Genomic DNA, 17,568 nt, shown 5'->3' with positions numbered 1-17,568 from the left:
CGACAACGATCTAAAATAAGTGCCATTCGGCGCTAGCCGCGGGTTTTTCCGCCTCAACCGGCGGCTAGCGTCTTGCCGCTTATTGCACCGCAAATCACGGTGTTCGTGATTGAGGCTCGCAGCGCCGTCAATCCCACGCACTGGCGAACTTCGCGACCTGTTTCAAGGCTTGGCCGCCAAACGCGATGAGCCGCCCTCACCCCGGTATCCGATCACGTCATTGAGAATATTCCATCGGGGCCCTGCGAGCTCGGCATTCTTTCCTTCGATCCAATGTTCATACAACTGCTGGATCGTTCCGTCCTTCTGCTTCAGATCGATCCACCGGCTGAGCACACGTTCCAAGCGGGTAGCTTCCAGGCCGATCGGATAGCCGACGCTGACAACCAGGTGCCCGTCGGTGGGGATCACGACGCTGTATTCCGGATGCAGCAACGTCCAGGCGCTCCCGGCTTCGGCACTCATCACCAACGCATCGAAATCATGATCGCCGTTGAAAAACTCCTTCGGTGAATCGACCAGCACCACCTCCGCGTTCGGAGCGACCTGCTTGACTCGGCTGCCGAAGTAAGGTCGCTCCAAAACGGCAATTCGCAATTGTCCCAGTTTTCGAAGGTCGGCCAGCTTGGCGAATTCGTCCTTTCGATGGTCTGCTGCAATGAACGCCAAATGCAGATCCAGGTAGGGCTCGCTGAATCGCATCTGTTCGACGCGACGGGGTGTCGCGAACAGTCCACCGACCAGCAAGTCGTAGCACGGTTCGTCTGCCAGGCACCGCGACATGCGTGCCTTCTCGTAGGGAAAGTACTCGACCTTCACACCCAATTCTTTGGCAAATGCCTGGCACATTTCGATATCGAACCCCACCAAGTCACCGCCTTGGTTGAAGAAGCTGAAGGGCAGCCCACCGGCGTCGTAGCCGACTCTCAACACCCCGCGTTCTCGGATTGCATCCAGATCGTGCGCCGAATCGGTGGGATTCGGCCGCGGTGCTGTCTCGCGAAACACCTTGCCGGTCGTCGCGAACTGGATGGGCTCCATCCGTCCGAGCACCTGGTCCTTGGAGTAGTTCTGATCGACGGTTCGGATGAGCGTGGCACTGGTTGCCGCCACGGCCAGGAAGAGCACGACACAGCTTCCCGCTGCGTACCTGATCAGCGGCCTCGGGCGCAGCGAAAGCCAACGGGCATTACCCGCCGCACTCAGCAACGCGACGCCGGCCAAATGCATCACCGCGACCAACGTCGCCACGCGGCCGACATAGACCAGCGTCACCACATGCAATTGAAACATGTCCGTCGGAATTCGCATCTGCTGGAGCAGAAACGGCAGACCAATTTCGACGCTTCCAAAGAAGCTAAAAAAGCCCAAGAAACAAAGCTTCGGGAATTCCGCCCAGGGAAGCGGGTTCCCGGTGAACCAGGCTGCGAACGGAACAAACAACAACATCATCACGACGCCAAGGTTCGGAAACGTGAAGGCGATCGGCAAGGTCACATCGATCACCGATTCCGCATGCCGAGAGTGTTCCTCATCTCGCTGCTGAAACAGTCGCTTGCAGTTCTCGGCGAGCATCGCCAGAACGACCAGAAGATTCCCGGTGGTGAATCCGGTGACCAGAGGATCACGCGTGGCCGCCATCACCTCTCGATAGCTGAACGGCGTCAGGGCGGAAACGAACATCGGCACCAGGTAGAACGTCAGCAACAGGGCGCCCACCGAATACGCGACAAAGTAGACCTGCAAACGACTCAAGTCTTCCAGGGTCATGGCGCCCGCAGCGCTTGCGGCGAGCGCAAAAACACCGATCGGCGTCAGGCGGACAACAAAACCAGTGATCCGCCCCAGGGCATCGGCCAGAGCGTCCAAGACGTTCAGCAGTTGCTTCTTTTCGGGAACGCCGATCAACGCGATTCCCATCGCGATGCCAAACACGACGACCCCCGGAATGACGGCCTGCGACAGACTCAGAAACGGATTCGCTGGAATGTACAGCTCGACAAAGTCAACCGCCTGCGGCGACTCCACCAGGCTGGCGCTGAAGAAGCTGGCCGATTCCAGCGCAGGGAATGCGGTCGGAAGCAGGACCACCAACAACATCGCGATTCCCCAAAAGACCAGCGAGAATGAGCCGAGTCTGAGAGCAAGCTGCTTCGCCTCGTGAAAGCTTAGCCTTCCGAACCCCAACGGCAACGCGACGATGAAGTACGGCAGTACCGCCATCTGCAGCAGACGAATGAACCCGTCTCCGATGGGCGCCAGCACCTGTGTCCGCTCGCCAAAAAAGAGGCCCGTAAAAATCCCCAGGGCGAGTCCGGCGAAAATCAACGAGGTCAAACTTAAAGAACGCATGAGCTCTCCAGGTAAGGGGTCGTGATGGACGTTGGCGAAGTTCCAAGGTCCGATGACGGCTCATGCGGCAGTGACAAATCCGTTTGTCTCTCCGCCTTTTTAACTGGTCACCACGCTGAGCTCTGCGATGTTCGTTTCGCAGCAACGTTGGTGCCAGAGTGTCTCCACGAGAATCCAGCGTGGATGTATCTTCCGTTAGTCCGCGGATTGCGGCGAGGGACGTTTTTCGTGCGGTCCCATCGTTGGCACACTGCAACGATATCGCGCAGGCCGGACGATGATCCGCGACAGCAACTCAAATGGGCTCTGGAATCGATGATCGAGATCGACCACCTTTTTCTGCTTGTTCACGAAGACTCCGATGCCTGGACACGAATCGATCAGGCGGGCTTCGTGGAAAGCTATCGGCGGCAACATCCCGGGCAGGGCACGGAGAATGTTTGCTATTGCTTCGACAATCTCTACCTGGAACTACTGTGGCTGACCGATACTCAGCAAGCGACCAGCCGCCCGATCGCTCGAACGAAACTGTTCGAACGATCCTCGACGCCACGGGCCTGCCCGTTCGGGATTGCTTACCGAGGCGACGATCTGAGCACCCCGCACTGGCCGTACCGCCCACCCTACCTTGCAGCCGGGGCATCGCTGCCGGTCGCCACGGACAGTGACGATCTTGCCCAACCATTGATCTTCAAGTCGCCCCACGGGATCGCGCCCATCCTTCGGGAGTCTGGCTCGGAAGTTCCGTTGCAACGGGCGGCCGGGATGACGGCGGCGACGCGCATCACGTTCCGTCTGCCGAGGTCCGTGCCGCCGTCTGACAGCCTGCTGGAGCTGGAGCAACGGACGATCTTGGAATTGGAACCGGGGGCATCGTACGAATTCATCCTGGAGATTCAAACCGCTCACGGCCAGCCGTTGAACTTTCAACTTTCCGGTGCATGAGCGTCGACCAGACGATAAGATTCGTTCCATGGTCTGCTCAACGGTTTTACCGTCTCCAATCGGATCCGAACCATGCACCGGCACATTCTTCATCTTGCCCTTTTGTCCATCCTGTTCCAGGCGACATCCCCCAGGTTGAACGCCCAGACGCCGCAAACTGACCTCCGGCAAACTGAACCCCGGAAGACTAAGGCTTTGCAATCACAGGCGTCGGCCTTGGCGGTGTTCCAAGATCGGATCATGCCGATTTTCAAATCGCCCAACCCGTCCAGTTGCGTGCAGTGCCACTTGGCCGGCGTCGATCTAAAAGACTACATCCGCCCCTCTCATCAACAAACCTTCGCGGCGTTGCGTGATCAAGGGTTGATCGATCTGGAACATCCGGAACGGTCGAAGATTCTGCACTTGATCACCATGGGCGAACAGGATCTAGACAAGGGAGCTCGATTGATCCATGCCAAAGCCAGGAACGCGGAGTACGAAGCGTTTGCCGCATGGATCAAAGCTTGTTGCCGGGATCCCGAGTTGCAGTCCCTGGTGGCAGGTCCGGCCGATGCCGTCGTGGGACCGGACAGGCCACTGCCCGTGATTCGTCACGCCCGCAAAGACCGGCTGCTGGATTCGTTCGTACGAAATATCTGGTCGCAGCGGATGCGTTGCTTCCCGTGCCACACCCCGCACGAACTTGATTCGGAGAAAGCGGCTTCCGGGAAGGCGGGCGAACGATACGCGAATCTGAAACGTCAGTACGGGGCCCGAATGGACCTGTTCAAGGCCAGCCCCCGGGAAACGATGCGGCAACTGATCGTTAGCAGTCGGTCACGATCCGAGAAACATCTGCCGTTGATCAATGTGGGTGAACCGGCCAACAGCCTGCTCGTTCTGAAACCCACGTCGAAACTACCCCCGAAAACGGACGGAGGCGAGCCTGGCACGCCGTCGTCGCTGCCACCGGTTTCCCACGGCGGGGGATTGAAAATGCACGTTGACGACCAGTCCTACAAAGCGTTTCTCGCATGGATCCAGGATTACGCCAATCTCGTTCAGGACCGGTACGCATCGGAGGAAGATCTGCCGGAGGATAACTGGTTCCCCACCGATTGCGTTCTCCGCGTTCGCGGAACGCCGGAAAGCTGGCCCGCGCTGACGACGGTTCAGTTGTTCGTCCATCGCTGGGATGATGACCAAAAAGCGTGGCAATCCGATCCGCTGGCATTCACCCAGGCGATTGTGACGCCCCGTGGGATGGTCAATGGTGCGTTGTTTTTAATCCGATCGCAACAGGACGACCCAATCGATGACCCTGCCGCGATGCTGCCCCCCGGGCGCTACCTGGTGAAAGCCTATGTCGATGCTCGGAAACGTCTTCGAGAAAACCCGACCGCGCTGCTGAACGATCAGCCCAGCGACGCCGAGGCGGTGGTTCAAGCCCAATGGCGAACCGGTTTTCCCAATGCCGAAGTCATTCCCGGCGAACAATTCCAACCGGTGAACGAGGATGTCGAGGAATCGCGATCAACATCTGGTGACGCGTGATAATCTCTCGCGCAATTCTGTTTCACCCTTTATTCCAGGGAGGGTCGGCATCATCGCTCTTCCCGCTGACAGCATTGCTGTCGCCGCTTTGCGGCTGATGGTGTTTTGGGCCGCCGTTTCCGTCGGCTTAACGCCGACGGCAGGGAGCTTTCGTCGCTTCGCGACTTGAGTCAGGCAACGCCATTTCCGTCAGCTTGCGTCGACGACAGGGGGCTGCCATCGCCTCGCGACTGGAGTCAAGCAAGGTCGAGCGTCGTGGCGTGATACCGGAAAAGCCCTGCCTCGCTGGACAGCGTCTCATGAAAACGTTTCCGCGGCGTCTTCGTGCAGGCCGCTGAGGTACAGCGGATGCGGCTTGCTACACTCCTTTTTGGGATCCAGCATGTGATAGACGGCACACAGCAAATCGCGACGACTCAGCTGGCCGAGTAACTTTCCCTGGGGATCCAAGACTTGCAGCCGACGGTAGTTGGTGTGGCTGAAAATGGAAGCGATTTCCATCCAGTCGGCTTCGGGGCGGATCGTGCGGGCGTTGACGTCCATCGACATCGACACCGGAGCGTCCAACATCGACGCGTGTCGGGCCTCGCCGTCGGCCACCTCGCTGCTGGTGCCCAGCTTGACCCGGTGCTTGTCGTACAGTTCACACAGCAGTGGATAACCGGCTCTCAACACATCACAACGGCTGATCTGTCCGAGCACACGTCCGTCACGAACGACCGGCAACCGCCGATAACGCGTGCTGGCAAACATTCCGGCCACGGCCCACAGATTCATGTCTTCGTGGATCACACGATCGGGATCGGTGTCCATAAAGCTTTTGACGGTGGTCGACGGGAGTTGGTCGTAGGCGCCGCGAATCACCACATTCATGCTGGTTTTTTCGGAGAAGCTGCCCAGAAACCGTCCTTCGGTATCGACGACGGGCGCACCTGAAATCCGATGATTCAACAAATGGCCGATGGCCACGAACACGTCTTCGTCGGGCGACAAGACCAACACGTCGCGAGTTGCGAACTTCAACGCGGGTGGGCCTTCAATCACGTGTCCGGTGATTTCCGACAGTTCCGTCGTGGCTGCGGAAAACAGGCTCAAGCTGCACTTCTCTGAAAACATCCCCAGGAACATTCCGTCGTCGACGACGGGCGCTCCGGTGATGCGGTGCTTCAGCAACCACTCGATCCCTTCCATCGCGGACTGCTCCGGCCCCAACTGCCAGACCTTCGTCACCATCATGTCGCGGCTTGTGATCATCGAATTCATCTTCTTTCTCCCGAGTCACGTGGTTTGCTGACCCCATAGGATTCGGCGACGCAACGATGATGGGGCGTTCCGAACACCTCATTTTAGGCGATCCGTCGCCGAGCCCGGCCGTTTTTTTCCGGCCTCGCACGTGCTTTTTGCGGGGGCGTCGAATCATCGACGGATCGAAAGATGAATGAATGAACGGCGAGAAACCGGCGACCGCTTTCGTTTCGGTGCGAAGGTGGCCCAGGTTACGCGGCCATCACTTCCTGGGAAACGGACGCGTCGTCGACCGCCCGGGGTCGAGCGAGATCAAACACCATGCTCAGCACCACCGGAACCAAGAACATGGTGAAAACCGTGGAGACGACCAGGCCGGCCGTGATGACCGCCCCCAGCCCGCGGTACAGTTCACTGCCAGGCCCTGTCAGGAAGACCAGCGGCAGCATCCCACCGACGCTGGTCAGCGTGCTCATCAAGATCGGCCGCACGCGGCTGGTCACGGACTGGACAATCGCTTCCTTCGGATCATCACTGACCGCGTTGCCGTCTTCATCCGTTCCCGAGCGTCGAAAGTTCAATGCCTGGTGAACAATCAGGATCGCGTTGTTGACGACCACGCCGGCCAAAATCACAAAGCCAAGAATGGTCAACACGTCCATGTTCTGGACCGGCAGGTATCGATCTCCGGCCGTCCATTGATGGACCAGCGACAACCCGATGAACCCACCCAGGGTCGCCAGGGGCACGCTGATCATGATCACCATCGGATAGCTCCAACTTTGGAACAGCACGACCATCAGCAGGTACACGATGACGAAGGCCAAGAATAAGGAACTGCTGACGGTTCCCACCAGACTGCCGTCTCCCACCAACGCAGACTGAATCGCCGCCAGATTGCCCGCCGATCCCGCAAAGCGGACATCGACCGAGGGCGAAATCGCACCGGCGTCTCGCAGCTGGCGCACATGTTGGTGGAGTTGCTGGACCATCGACGCCAAGGGAACGCCTTCCGGTGGCGTCAACTCCAGCGTCACCGCACGCTGACGATCGACGTGACGGATTTGATCCTGGACGCGGATAAAATCGACGTCCGCCACGCTGGCCAAGTCAACCACGCCGTCGCGCCGTGTTGCCAGCGGCGCATTGTGCATGGATTGAACCGGAGCGTCGCCCAATGCGTCGCGATTGATGATCTTCAAATCCTTCAGCTCACCCTCGCGTTCAAACCGCCTGGGAAGCAGGATCCCGTCCCCGGAGGCTTGCGTCGCCAGCCCGACATCCCGGCGAGTCAGCCCCGCATCTTGCAACCGTTCGTCGTCGGGCGTGACGCGGATTTCCGGCGTGGGCAACGTAAAATTCGATGGGGACGGATTGGTACTGGACCGGCCGTACGTTTCGGTCAGATCCGACATCAGGGCACCGGCGGACGCCACCACCTGATCCAACGAATCCCCCACCACGTCGATCTTGATCGCCGCACCGGTCGTTCCTCCGGTGCGGAACAACGGAAACTGAAAAGAGAAGAACGGCGTATCCGGCGCGGCACCACCGCCCATCGCTTGTTCCAGCAACAACAACGCGTCAGGCGTCTTGGTGGAATCGACCGGGATCGCCGCTTGGAAGATACGTCCCTCACGGGCGACCATGAAGTACTGGTCCAGCTTCGGCGCGATGACCGTCCCCGCCTCGCCAAGCGACAGTTGCGGACGCCCGTCGGTCGACGGTTTCTGGCCACCACGTTTGACGGTTTCGATCGTGAAACGATCCCCGGCGGCTTCCCATGCCGGTGCGATGGTCGGCTCAATGCGGTCGCCAAGGGTGAACAGTTGGTCCACGCTGTAGCCGGGCGGCGGCACCAAGACGCTGAACACCAAGTTCCGGTTTCCTTTGGGGAGGTAATCCAGCGGAGGCATCAACCACACAATCCCGATGATGGTGGTCACCACGAACGCAACGACGGTTCCGATTCGCCGTGTCCATCCCGCGATCAGGAATCGCACCAATCGTCCGGTTATCTCCGGCAAGTCGGTCAACTGTCGCAGACGCCGTGAGATCCAGACCAGGCCGTTTCGCAATCGTCCGGACTTGCGAGGCTTCAGCGCCACCAGCAAGCCGTTTTCCCTCAAGTCACTGAACTGCTTTTCGCGGCCTCGGATCCCACGCAGCAGAACGCCCGCGGCCGCCGGTATCACGGTCAGCGAAACGACCAGGCTGAGTCCGACGGCTGCCATGATCGCCAGGGCGATGTCGCGAAACAGTTGTCCCGCCTGCTCCTGAATCATCAGCACCGGAAAGAACACCACCAACGTGGTCAGCGTTGATGCCAAAACGGCGCCGCCGACCTCTTGCGTTCCCTCATACGCAGCCTGCTTGGGCGGTTTCCCCTGCTGCAGGTGTCGAAACACGTTCTCGATCACGACGATCGCATTGTCGACCACCATCCCAACGGCAAACGCCATCCCGGCCAACGAGATGATGTTCACGCTGCGTCCGAGCGACAGCAGGATCACGACCGTGCCGATCACCGACAGCGGAATCGCGATGGCAATGATTCCGACGGTGCGAGCACTGCGTAAGAACAACAGCAGAACCACGGTGGCGAGTAACCCGCCGACAAGGATGTTGCTTTGCACCAACGACAGCGCGTCCTTGACGTACATGGAAGAATCCCAGGTTTGCACGAGCTCCAAACGTGCGTCGGGGTCCATTCGGCCATCGCTTTTGAGGATCCCCGCGTACTGGTCCAGCATGCCTCCTGGTGCGTTCATGGCCGCAATCTCCGATTGCAGCTCTTCCATCGTCTCCAGCATGTTTCCACCGGAAACGAGCTGGAAATTGAAGAACGGCATCAGGTTTCCCCTCGCCCTGGCCCAGTCGTTCAGTTCCTTGTAGCCGGTTTGAACGGAGGCCACATCGCGGACGTAGATCGGCCCGTCCGCGTCCCGCCGGATCACCAGATCCTCGACCGACTGGGCGTCCACAAAGCGGCCCACGGTGCGCACGCGCAAATCATTCTTGCCGTTGGTGATCCGGCCGGCGCTGAAATTGGCGTTGTTGACATCCAGTGCGGCGATCAAGTCTTGGTAGGTCAAGCCGCGCGCCGCCAAAGCGATCGGATCCACAATGACTTGAGTTTCCGATTCCCGCGCCCCGAGCATGCCGACCTGGGAGATACCCGGGATGCGTTCAAAGGCCGGCCGCATGCGTCGATCCATGAAGTCATACAGGGTGGTCGCATCGAACTGCGGATCGGTGCTGGACAACCCGACCCAGGCGATGTAGTCCACCGATTCGGGATCCACGGCTTCCACCTTGGGCTCGTCAACGCCTTCGGGATAACGTGGAACCTCGCTCAGTTTCTGGTCGACCTCCGCCATCGCATCGTCGATCACGGTGCCCGTCCGGAACTCCATCCGAATGGCGCCGCGGCCGGATCGCGAGATGCTGGTCATCGAAACCAAATTGGAAACGTCACCCAGATACGCTTCTTGCTGTTCGATCACGTCCGATTCGATCTCTTCGGCCGAGGCGTTCTCCCACGCGGTACCGACGGAGATCACGACGGAATCGACTTCCGGCGCCATGCGGATGGGAACGTTTTGGAACGCCACCATTCCGGCGATCAGCGAAAGCACAACGCCGACGGCAACGGTGATCGGCTGCGCGACCGAGGCTTTGATGAAGTTCATGATGGATGCTGCTGTCGTTCAGTGATGTGGCGTACAGTGACGTGGCGTACAGTGACGTGGCGTACGATGACTTGTCGTTCAGTGACTTCGCGTACCGTGACTTCGCGTACCGTGACGGGTTCAATTGGGAATCTCCGGCGGCGGATGATTCCCGGGGGTCGCTCCGCTTTGCGAAGCGTGGGATCGACACGAACCTGAGGCGGGGTCGTCGCAACGCTGACCCGACGGCCAGTCAGATTCGACTGCGAGAGACTTTGCAACCGCGACTCAGTGTCCGTTGGCATCGGATCGAGCGAGGGCTTTGCCGGCCGTGATTGCGACGGCCTGTCCCGGGCTCAACCTTTCGTTGCCTTCCACCACGACCTGGTCTCCGGAACGCAACTCGGTGGACGTCACCGCAATCCGCTGGTTCGACTCGAACAGGATCTCAACCGGCAGACGTTCCACGCCGGATTCCTTGATTCGGAAGACATAGGACTCCAGCCCCCGGCGGACGACGGCGTCCTTTGGAACCGACAACCGGGTGGCGGTGTCCGTCACCGCGATCCATCCGTCAACCGACATTCCGGGCGTCAACAGTCCACTCTCATTGGCCAGGGTGACGATGAAGCGGATGGTTCGAACGCGTGGATTGACATCGGCCACCCGACGCGTCGACAGCACCTCCGACGCCTCGCCGGTCGCCCGAGAACGAACAACGACCTGATCGCCGTACTGGGCCAGTGATTCGATGTAGCGTTCGGGGACATCCAACCAGGCTTCGATCGGCCCGCTGGAGACGAGCGTCAGCAGCGGTTCGCCGGCTTGCATCCAGTCACCCGGCTCGACGTGCCGCTGAACGACGGTGGCGTCGTACGGTGCCCGTACCACCGTATCGGACAGCCGAATGTCCAGCAGCGCGATCGACTCACGCAGTCGGTCGATTTCGCGTCGCGCCGATTCGACGTTGGCATCCGCGATCCGCGTGTCGGCTTCCGCCTGATCGAACTCCTGTCGACTGGTGGCGTTGCGTTCCATCAGTTGGCTGATCCGGGAGAACTGCACGCGCGCACGCTCAGCCGACGCGACGGCGCCGGCCAGTTCGGCTTTGGCGACTTCCAATTCCGCTTGCGATTGCCGTTTCTGTGCTTCCAGTCGGCGGGCATCGATGCGTGCCAAAACCTCGCCTTTCTTGACGCTGTGACCTTCGCGCGGCCCCAACTCGGAGAGCTTGCCCGGTTCCAGGGCGGCCAGTTCGCCCCGGGCAATCGCCCGGAGCGATCCGGTCACGGCATGACGTAGCTGCATCGGTTCGGTCTGGACCTGCCCCACACGGACGGGCACCTGGGCACCGCCCACCAGGGGAAAAGCGATCAGCAAAACCAATGCTTGGACGCTACGGATTGAATCGAATGGCACGGCAAAGCTCCCCACAAAGTTGATGAATCACATCAGGGGATACGCCGGGGACCATCCGATCTTACAGCCCGGCAGGAAAAGATTTGATCGCCGGGAGAATCGATCGGCGACCTCGATGCGCCAGGATCCCGGGAATGCCCCGGCGAACAAGCGTCAGCCGGACGAACGGGCAATGCTCAGCGGACCGGCGGACCGAGAAATCCCGTCGCGAACTCACCTGCGCTTAGAAAGCATGTCGCGTGGAATCGTCAACAAATCGACACCTATTTCCGCGATGATCGTCCGTCCCTTGGTCAGCCACGCCGCGGCGAACGCCCAGACCGCGATCCATTCCATCCAGAAGAGAAAATGGTATCCGTTCAACCAACGCTTCCAGTCCGGGGAAAGCACGAACAGGTAGGCCGACATCGCGACCATGCTCAACACGATCACGATTCCGCTGGTGCGGTACACCAAGTCGCGTTCTGCCTGATGCCGCTCCCCCTCGCGACTGCTCCGCTTGGAACTGGGAAAATGAAACAGCGAATACATGGCAAGCGTGGCAAAAAACACGCCGCCACTGAAGGTGTGCACGTATCCCGTCAGTGACTTCTGGTACAGCGGATCGCTGTGAGGATCCAGCGGAAACAACGCGACGCCTAGCGCCGACATGCAGCCCAGGTTGGCGGTCCAGTTCTCGATCCAGTCGTGCCCCCGGTAGCAGTACAGAAAGATGGCAATGGCACACATGGTGCCGACGAAGACATCCCGCAACTGCGTGTGATAGTAGCTGCTGATGTTGTCCTGGAAGTCGATACCGAATAGCAACCACCCTCCGGGTCCCAACACCACTGGCAACAGCAAGCCGCTGATTCCCACGGCTCGGCGGATCCCGATGTAGGACAGCACGAGCGCGTTGGTTTTTTCAGACAAGTCCGGAATCATGACCTGCTACCTCAGGGCGCATCACGGGTGGGAACGCGACGCTCCAGCGGATGTGTGCAAAAGCATGAACAATGACCGACAAATCGCGGACCCGTCCGGTCCGATTGTCCCAAGTGCATTTCAGTGCGGAGCATGGCACCGGGCGGACCGCGCCGATTCAGTGTTGTTCAGGTCGATCGGTGATGCAAGCCGCGATGAATGCGAACGTTGCACGAGAATCGGGACCGGTCTACAGTGCATCGGCAGAACACCGGCGGATCGATCCCCCAGCGGTGTTTTGACGCGTCTCGTCTTGCGATCGCGTTCTGCCGCCTCCCGTCCCCCGGAAACCTACCGCAGCCTCGTGACTCCCACTTCGTTTCAGAACTCGAGTAATCAGTCCCCCGCTGGCCGGCTGTCGCGCCGACGGGCACTTTGGATAACCGGATGTGCCCTTTCAGCCGCAGGGATCGTCCACGGAGAAGACGATTTCGCCGATCGCTCCTCGGATCATTGCACGCTGGGGTTCAGCACCTATGGGATGAAAACGCTGGCCACCGAGCGCGCGTTGGAGGTGCTTGCCGAGATCGGTTTTGACAGCGTCGAACTGGCCGTTCGCAGCGGTTGGGATGCGGACTCAGCGACGCTGAACGCGCGGCGTCGAAAAACCATCCGCGAACGGATCGACCAGTCACGTTTGCGTTTGACCAGCTTGATGGAACACGTGTACCCGACCGACGACCGGCAGCAAGCGGTGGCTTTGGACCGATTGAAGCTGGCAGGGGACGTGGCCCACGACTTGGCACCCGAGGATCCGCCATTGGTTCAAACCGTTCTGGGAAGCGGCGATTTCCAGCGCGAGAAAACACGACTCCGCGACCGCCTGGGGGACTGGGTGGACCTGGCCGACGCACGCAACGTCGTCATCGCGATCAAACCGCATCGCGGCGGCATCGTCTCGACGCCCGCCGAAGCCGTCTGGCTGATGAACCAGCTGGGCGACCCGGCCCGCTTGCGAATGGTTTATGACTACAGCCACTACGCCTTCCGCGAGATGCCTTTGGCCGAGACCATCCAGACCTCGCTCCCCTTCGTCGCGCATGTCGCCGTCAAGGACGCGATCCGAGAAGCCGGGCGTGTCGTTTTTCGATTGCCGGGAGAAACCGAAGCAATCGACTTTCCCCAGTTGCTGCGAAGATTCTTTGATGGCGGCTACCGTGGCGATTTCAACTGTGAAGTCAGCGGGATGGTGTCCAATCGACCGGGTTATGATTCGATCGCGGCGGCACGGACCTGTTACCAAAACATGTCAGCGGCGTTCGAGCGTTCCGGCGTGCCCAGGCCCGGCTGACAATGGCCCGGCTGACAATGGCCCTGACAAACCGGCGTGGATCCGCTTGGCCTGGTCCGCAAAGTCGAACCAGCGAAAAAGCGGTCACGCCATTTAAAAACACCGTGATTTAAAGTGCGACGAGCGGCAAGGCGTTAGCCGCCGGTCGAGGCGAAAAAACCCGCGGCTAGCGATACGCGGCTCACCCAAAGTCGCGCTGTCCAACTAGCCCGGTTCGCCGACAGAGAATTGCGATGCAGACTCCCTTCGCGGCTGAGATTCGTCGTCACGCTCACCGCGGCAGGGAATGATGTCGCAGAAGCCCAACCCTTACCTACCGCGTTCCCCAAAGCAGTCTTCAGCAAGCGATTCCGATGCGACCGGGCCTGCATCGCTTCACCGTGGGCTCTGCTTATTGGTCTCGCTGCTGTACTCGGCGATTGTCACCGCTTTTCTAGCGTTGGCGGTCGGCCTGGTGATCGAGCTGACAACGCTGGGCGACCAACTCGGATTGGACGGCGTCCCGGGAATGGCGGTGATCTTCGTGGTCCTGGTTTCCGCCCCGGCCGGCTTGGTCGGCGGCTTGGTTTGCGGCCTCTCGCGGGGAGAACGCCTCGGCAGATCGATCGCGCTGGGGTTGGCAACACTCGCCGCCACCTTGATGCTACTACCCGGGGGCGAACTTCCGAGCATCACGGAGATTGTCCGACCGTTCGCCGCGCTGTCGCTACCAACGGTTGGCAGTGTTCTGATCTGTCACGCGGCAATCCGCCGAATCCGTCAGAGACGACAATCGGCACGTCCTGGCAACGGTTCCGATGATCGCCACCCTCCAGAAAACGGATGGGGAAGAAAACGTGCCCTGGTGGTCACAGGTTGTCTCGCGGTGGCTGCTGTGATCTGCCTGGCGTGCGCGACGTGGCCCGAGCGTCGACCGGAGCTCTCGGTGGGATCGCTGGCGCTCAGTACGCTCGCGACGTTGGCCGGACTTTATGTCGCGGCCGCCTATCCCGGTCAAATGCGACCGGCGGTTTTTTGGATCATCCTCAGTGCCGTGACGGCAACATTTTCGATGCTTTGGCTGCTGGGGTTGGGATGAAGCGTCTTTCAAGTCAACGGTGTTGTCCGTCGCGGAAAACCGGGTACCGGGAATCTGTGGCGGCGGAGTGTGCCACGAAAGGGATGTCATGACCCGAATCAGCTTTAGCGAATTCGTCCGTACCACTCATGCGTTGCGCGCGGCGTCGATCGGCGCTGTGATCGTCGGCGTCTACAGTTTGATTCCGATCTGGAAGGAGTCGTCCGCGTTTCATCAAATCGCCGACCATTCCTCCGGTGTGTACGCCAGCTTGGAATTGCTGTTGGGGTTGTTGTTGGTCCTTCGATCCAATGCCGCCTACGGCCGTTGGTGGGAGGGCCGCACGCTGTGGGGCAAACTTGTCAACGTCAGTCGCAATCTGGTTCTGAAGGCCAATTCCCTGGTCGACGTTTCTCGTGAAGATCGCGTCGCGTTGGAATCCCTGGTGCATCAGTTTGCGGCGGATCTGCGTGATCAACTGCGAACGCATGCGGACGGCAGCTCTCCGGCTGAAGAGCCCCATCGACCCTCCGATCGCGTGCTGCAAATCTATCGGCTGTTGAATGATTGGCGGCAGCGCGGGCTGGTTTCGGACGACCTGTTACGAGTGTTAGATTCGGAATTGCGAGAGTTCCTGGAAGTTTGCGGCGGCTGCGAGAGAATTCAGAAGACGCCACTGTCACCGTCGTACCGCATTTTCATCTGGCAGGGAATCTTCCTGGTCTTCGCGACCCTGCCATGGAGTCTCGCGAGCGAGATGGGGATCTGGTCCGTCCCGACGGTGATGATTCATGCTTACTTCTTCATCGGTGTGCAAGTCCTGGCGCACTCGGCGGAGGATCCGTTTGGAACGGATTCGGACGACTTGAATCTGGACGCGATCGTCGCGACCATCGGACGTGCCCGCGTGACCGCTTGAACAGCGCACCGTTCCGACAGGCGACGTCGTCACGGAAGGCTCGGCGCGAGCACGGATTCGATCGCCTCGCGGGAGACAAAATTCATGACCAGCGGCTGTGAACCGTCTTGCTGGGCTTGCTGCCAAGTCGCGTACATTCCCTCGGGCCGGTCGAGCACGTCGACGTAGCGACTGCATCCCGTTCCGTAGGGACTGACGAACAGGGGCTCGTAGCGTGACAAGCGGTGCGGCCGGTCCCATTGCTGGTCGGCAAACCAGGCGGCTCCACCGATTTCCTCGCAGGAATGGCCGCGCGGGCGCTCCACCGATTGCGCATGCTGTTCGTGATCGCGAACGCATTCGCCACCGTCGTAGAACATCAGTTGCAAATCGGATTCCGCGAACACGCCCAGTTTTGGAACATTCACAACGCACGTCCCGCGTGCAATCGCCACGTCCCACACGTTTCCCCGCGGGAAAAAGCCGTACGTCGGCCGCCCTGGATCGCCGGCCGAACCGCAGTGGGCGAATCCGGTGTTGGAGCACGTCCAATTGAACGGATGGGAACAAAACAACAGCATCAATCCCCGGTCCGATTCAAACAGAAACGGATCCTTCACATGAATGTGTTCTGGATCGTCGCTAGCCAGGCAGGGCGACACCGTCGCGGATGCGAGCGATTCCACGGACTCCGCCTCCAGGCAGTCGATCGACCAGACCCCCGTACCGGACTTGAGGTAAGACTGGAAAGGTCGGGGATAACCGACGCCATCTTTCTCGGTGGAAACAAACAGCTGAAACCGGTCGCCGTTCCAACGCAGGGCTGTCCCTTCGATCGATAAGACGGACATCGCGGGAAGGCTTAAATCCTGTTTTGACAGTGCCAGCACTTTCCTAAACGATCGCCCCTGATCATCGGATCGAAAGACGGCCAGTTCCAGCCCACGGGTGCCCCGAGCGACACCTGTCCGCGAGTCACCTTGATTGCGATATCGGCCGACAAGATACAATTCTCCCTTCGGACCGGCGACCAGGTTGCCTCCGCCGAACCAATGTCCCCGACTGCGGTCATACGGCTCGACCACGATGCGCGCGATTTCTTGATCGATCAACAGCCGGCACAACTCGCGCAACTTCGACTCCATGTGGCTATCGATCATCAAGGGTGGACTCCAAAATCTTTTCGACCGGTGTGGTCAACGGCCCGTAAAGGTCGGGACGACGGCGACGAAAGTTGCGACTCTGGCGGCGAACGGTGCGCAGTTTCTTAAGATCCAGCGTGGCGGAGATGGCGGACTCTTGCCGATCCACGCCGCGTGCCACAATCACGTCGGGGCGTCGGGTTGCATCACCGATCATCGTGCCACCGCCGTAGGCTTGATTGGTGGTCACGATGGAAACGTGGCTTTGAAACATGGTCGTCCGCACGATGAAGTCTTCCACGTTGCCACGCCGGCCATTGATCCAAACGATCAGCTCGGCACCTTTGAGCGATAGGATGCGGGCGGGTTCGGGAAACCATCCGTCGTAGCAAGTCATGATGCCGACCTTGCCAAAGTCAAGTTCAAAGACGGGCAGCTCCTGACCGGACTGCATGATCCATTCGGGATCGTTTTCAACCATCCACGCCGCCGACTTGCCTGCCGGCGGATTTTGCCAAGGCGAACCGGACGCGTCGAAATGGTCGACCGCGGCATGCGTCTTGCGATATTTGCCGACAATTTCTCCCCCGCGATCAAAAACCAACGCCGTGTTGGCGAAAGTTGAATCATCAAGGACCTCCCAGCAACCAACGATGACGTAGATTGCTCCGGCGCGGGCCGCCGCCGCGATCCGTTGCGTTTCCGGGCCGGGCACCTTGATATGCCCCAAGACGTATTCCGGAAACACGACCAACTGCGACCGGTCGCGGCTGGCCGATTCAATGTGTGGGATCAACTGCTCGACGGGATGCTTGTCCGCGCGCGGAAGTTCACCCTTGTCGTAGCCACTGATCTGAACCGCGGTGACCTTTACCCGATCGGTCCGACCCGAAACGGCCGGTTGCGCCGTCGCGCCCGTGACAAGCAAGCCGACTAGAAAGAAGGCACGAACCGCGGGTTGCCAATGATCTGTCATCAATCCGTCAGGTTGTGGAAGGAATTGCATCGGAATTGCCTCAGAATAGCAAGATCCGGAAAAGGGGACGTCC

At 59.9% G+C, this 17,568-nt stretch carries 12 protein-coding genes; 5 read left to right on the top strand and 7 right to left on the bottom strand.

The genetic code is table 11. The annotated features are described in order from the left end of the window. Nucleotides 1-162: 162 nt before the first annotated feature. Nucleotides 163-2,352: a cation:dicarboxylate symporter family transporter gene (locus tag FYK55_RS28155; protein ID WP_150079952.1), complete on the bottom strand. Its 2,190-nt coding sequence runs from the start codon at nt 2,350-2,352 to the stop codon at nt 163-165. 315 nt (nt 2,353-2,667) lie between these two features. Between FYK55_RS28155 and FYK55_RS28150 the strand changes: the two genes are divergently transcribed. Together FYK55_RS28150 and FYK55_RS28145 are read left to right on the top strand one after the other, a co-directional pair. Next, nucleotides 2,668-3,297: a VOC family protein gene (locus tag FYK55_RS28150; protein ID WP_161604811.1), complete on the top strand. Its 630-nt coding sequence runs from the start codon at nt 2,668-2,670 to the stop codon at nt 3,295-3,297. A gap of 240 nt (nt 3,298-3,537) precedes the next feature. Then, nucleotides 3,538-4,833 (top strand): hypothetical protein, encoded by a 1,296-nt coding sequence (locus FYK55_RS28145; protein WP_150079950.1) that lies wholly within the window; start codon nt 3,538-3,540, stop codon nt 4,831-4,833. 297 nt (nt 4,834-5,130) lie between these two features. Here FYK55_RS28145 and FYK55_RS28140 read toward each other — a convergent pair whose 3' ends face one another. From FYK55_RS28140 to FYK55_RS28125, 4 genes are all read right to left on the bottom strand, one after another. Continuing rightward, nucleotides 5,131-6,096 (bottom strand): CBS domain-containing protein, encoded by a 966-nt coding sequence (locus tag FYK55_RS28140; RefSeq protein WP_150079949.1) that lies wholly within the window; start codon nt 6,094-6,096, stop codon nt 5,131-5,133. Nucleotides 6,097-6,329: 233 nt separating this feature from the next. Continuing rightward, nucleotides 6,330-9,770 carry an efflux RND transporter permease subunit gene (locus FYK55_RS28135; RefSeq protein WP_150079948.1) on the bottom strand — a complete coding sequence of 1,147 codons (3,441 nt, stop codon included), beginning with the start codon at nt 9,768-9,770 and terminating at the stop codon, nt 6,330-6,332. A 267-nt stretch (nt 9,771-10,037) separates the two neighbouring features. Continuing rightward, a complete protein-coding gene (locus tag FYK55_RS28130; protein WP_150079947.1) occupies nt 10,038-11,168 on the bottom strand; it encodes an efflux RND transporter periplasmic adaptor subunit in 1,131 nt (376 codons plus the stop codon). A gap of 213 nt (nt 11,169-11,381) precedes the next feature. Beyond that, on the bottom strand, nt 11,382-12,092 hold the full coding sequence (locus FYK55_RS28125) for a DUF998 domain-containing protein (protein WP_150079946.1): 711 nt from the start codon (nt 12,090-12,092) through the stop codon (nt 11,382-11,384). Between the two features lie 520 nt (nt 12,093-12,612). Between FYK55_RS28125 and FYK55_RS29325 the strand changes: the two genes are divergently transcribed. From FYK55_RS29325 to FYK55_RS28110, 3 genes are all read left to right on the top strand, one after another. After that, nucleotides 12,613-13,422, top strand: coding sequence for a sugar phosphate isomerase/epimerase family protein (locus FYK55_RS29325; protein ID WP_161604810.1), 810 nt, complete (start codon nt 12,613-12,615; stop codon nt 13,420-13,422). Between the two features lie 286 nt (nt 13,423-13,708). Continuing rightward, a complete protein-coding gene (locus FYK55_RS28115; RefSeq protein WP_150079944.1) occupies nt 13,709-14,500 on the top strand; it encodes a hypothetical protein in 792 nt (263 codons plus the stop codon). 88 nt (nt 14,501-14,588) lie between these two features. Next, nucleotides 14,589-15,398 (top strand): bestrophin family ion channel, encoded by an 810-nt coding sequence (locus tag FYK55_RS28110; protein ID WP_150079943.1) that lies wholly within the window; start codon nt 14,589-14,591, stop codon nt 15,396-15,398. Between the two features lie 29 nt (nt 15,399-15,427). Here the strand turns inward: FYK55_RS28110 and FYK55_RS28105 are convergent, their stop codons facing one another. Continuing rightward, nucleotides 15,428-16,522, bottom strand: a complete 1,095-nt coding sequence (locus FYK55_RS28105; protein ID WP_201743833.1) for a hypothetical protein — start codon at nt 16,520-16,522, stop codon at nt 15,428-15,430. Nucleotides 16,523-16,526: 4 nt separating this feature from the next. Continuing rightward, nucleotides 16,527-17,568 (bottom strand): carbon-nitrogen hydrolase family protein (locus FYK55_RS28100; protein WP_235909033.1); only part of this gene is annotated, 1,042 nt, incomplete at its 5' end.

It is taken from the genome of Roseiconus nitratireducens (assembly GCF_008629675.1).
Lineage (GTDB): Bacteria > Planctomycetota > Planctomycetia > Pirellulales > Pirellulaceae > Stieleria > Stieleria nitratireducens.
This window is presented reverse-complemented; position numbering and strand designations above follow the sequence as displayed.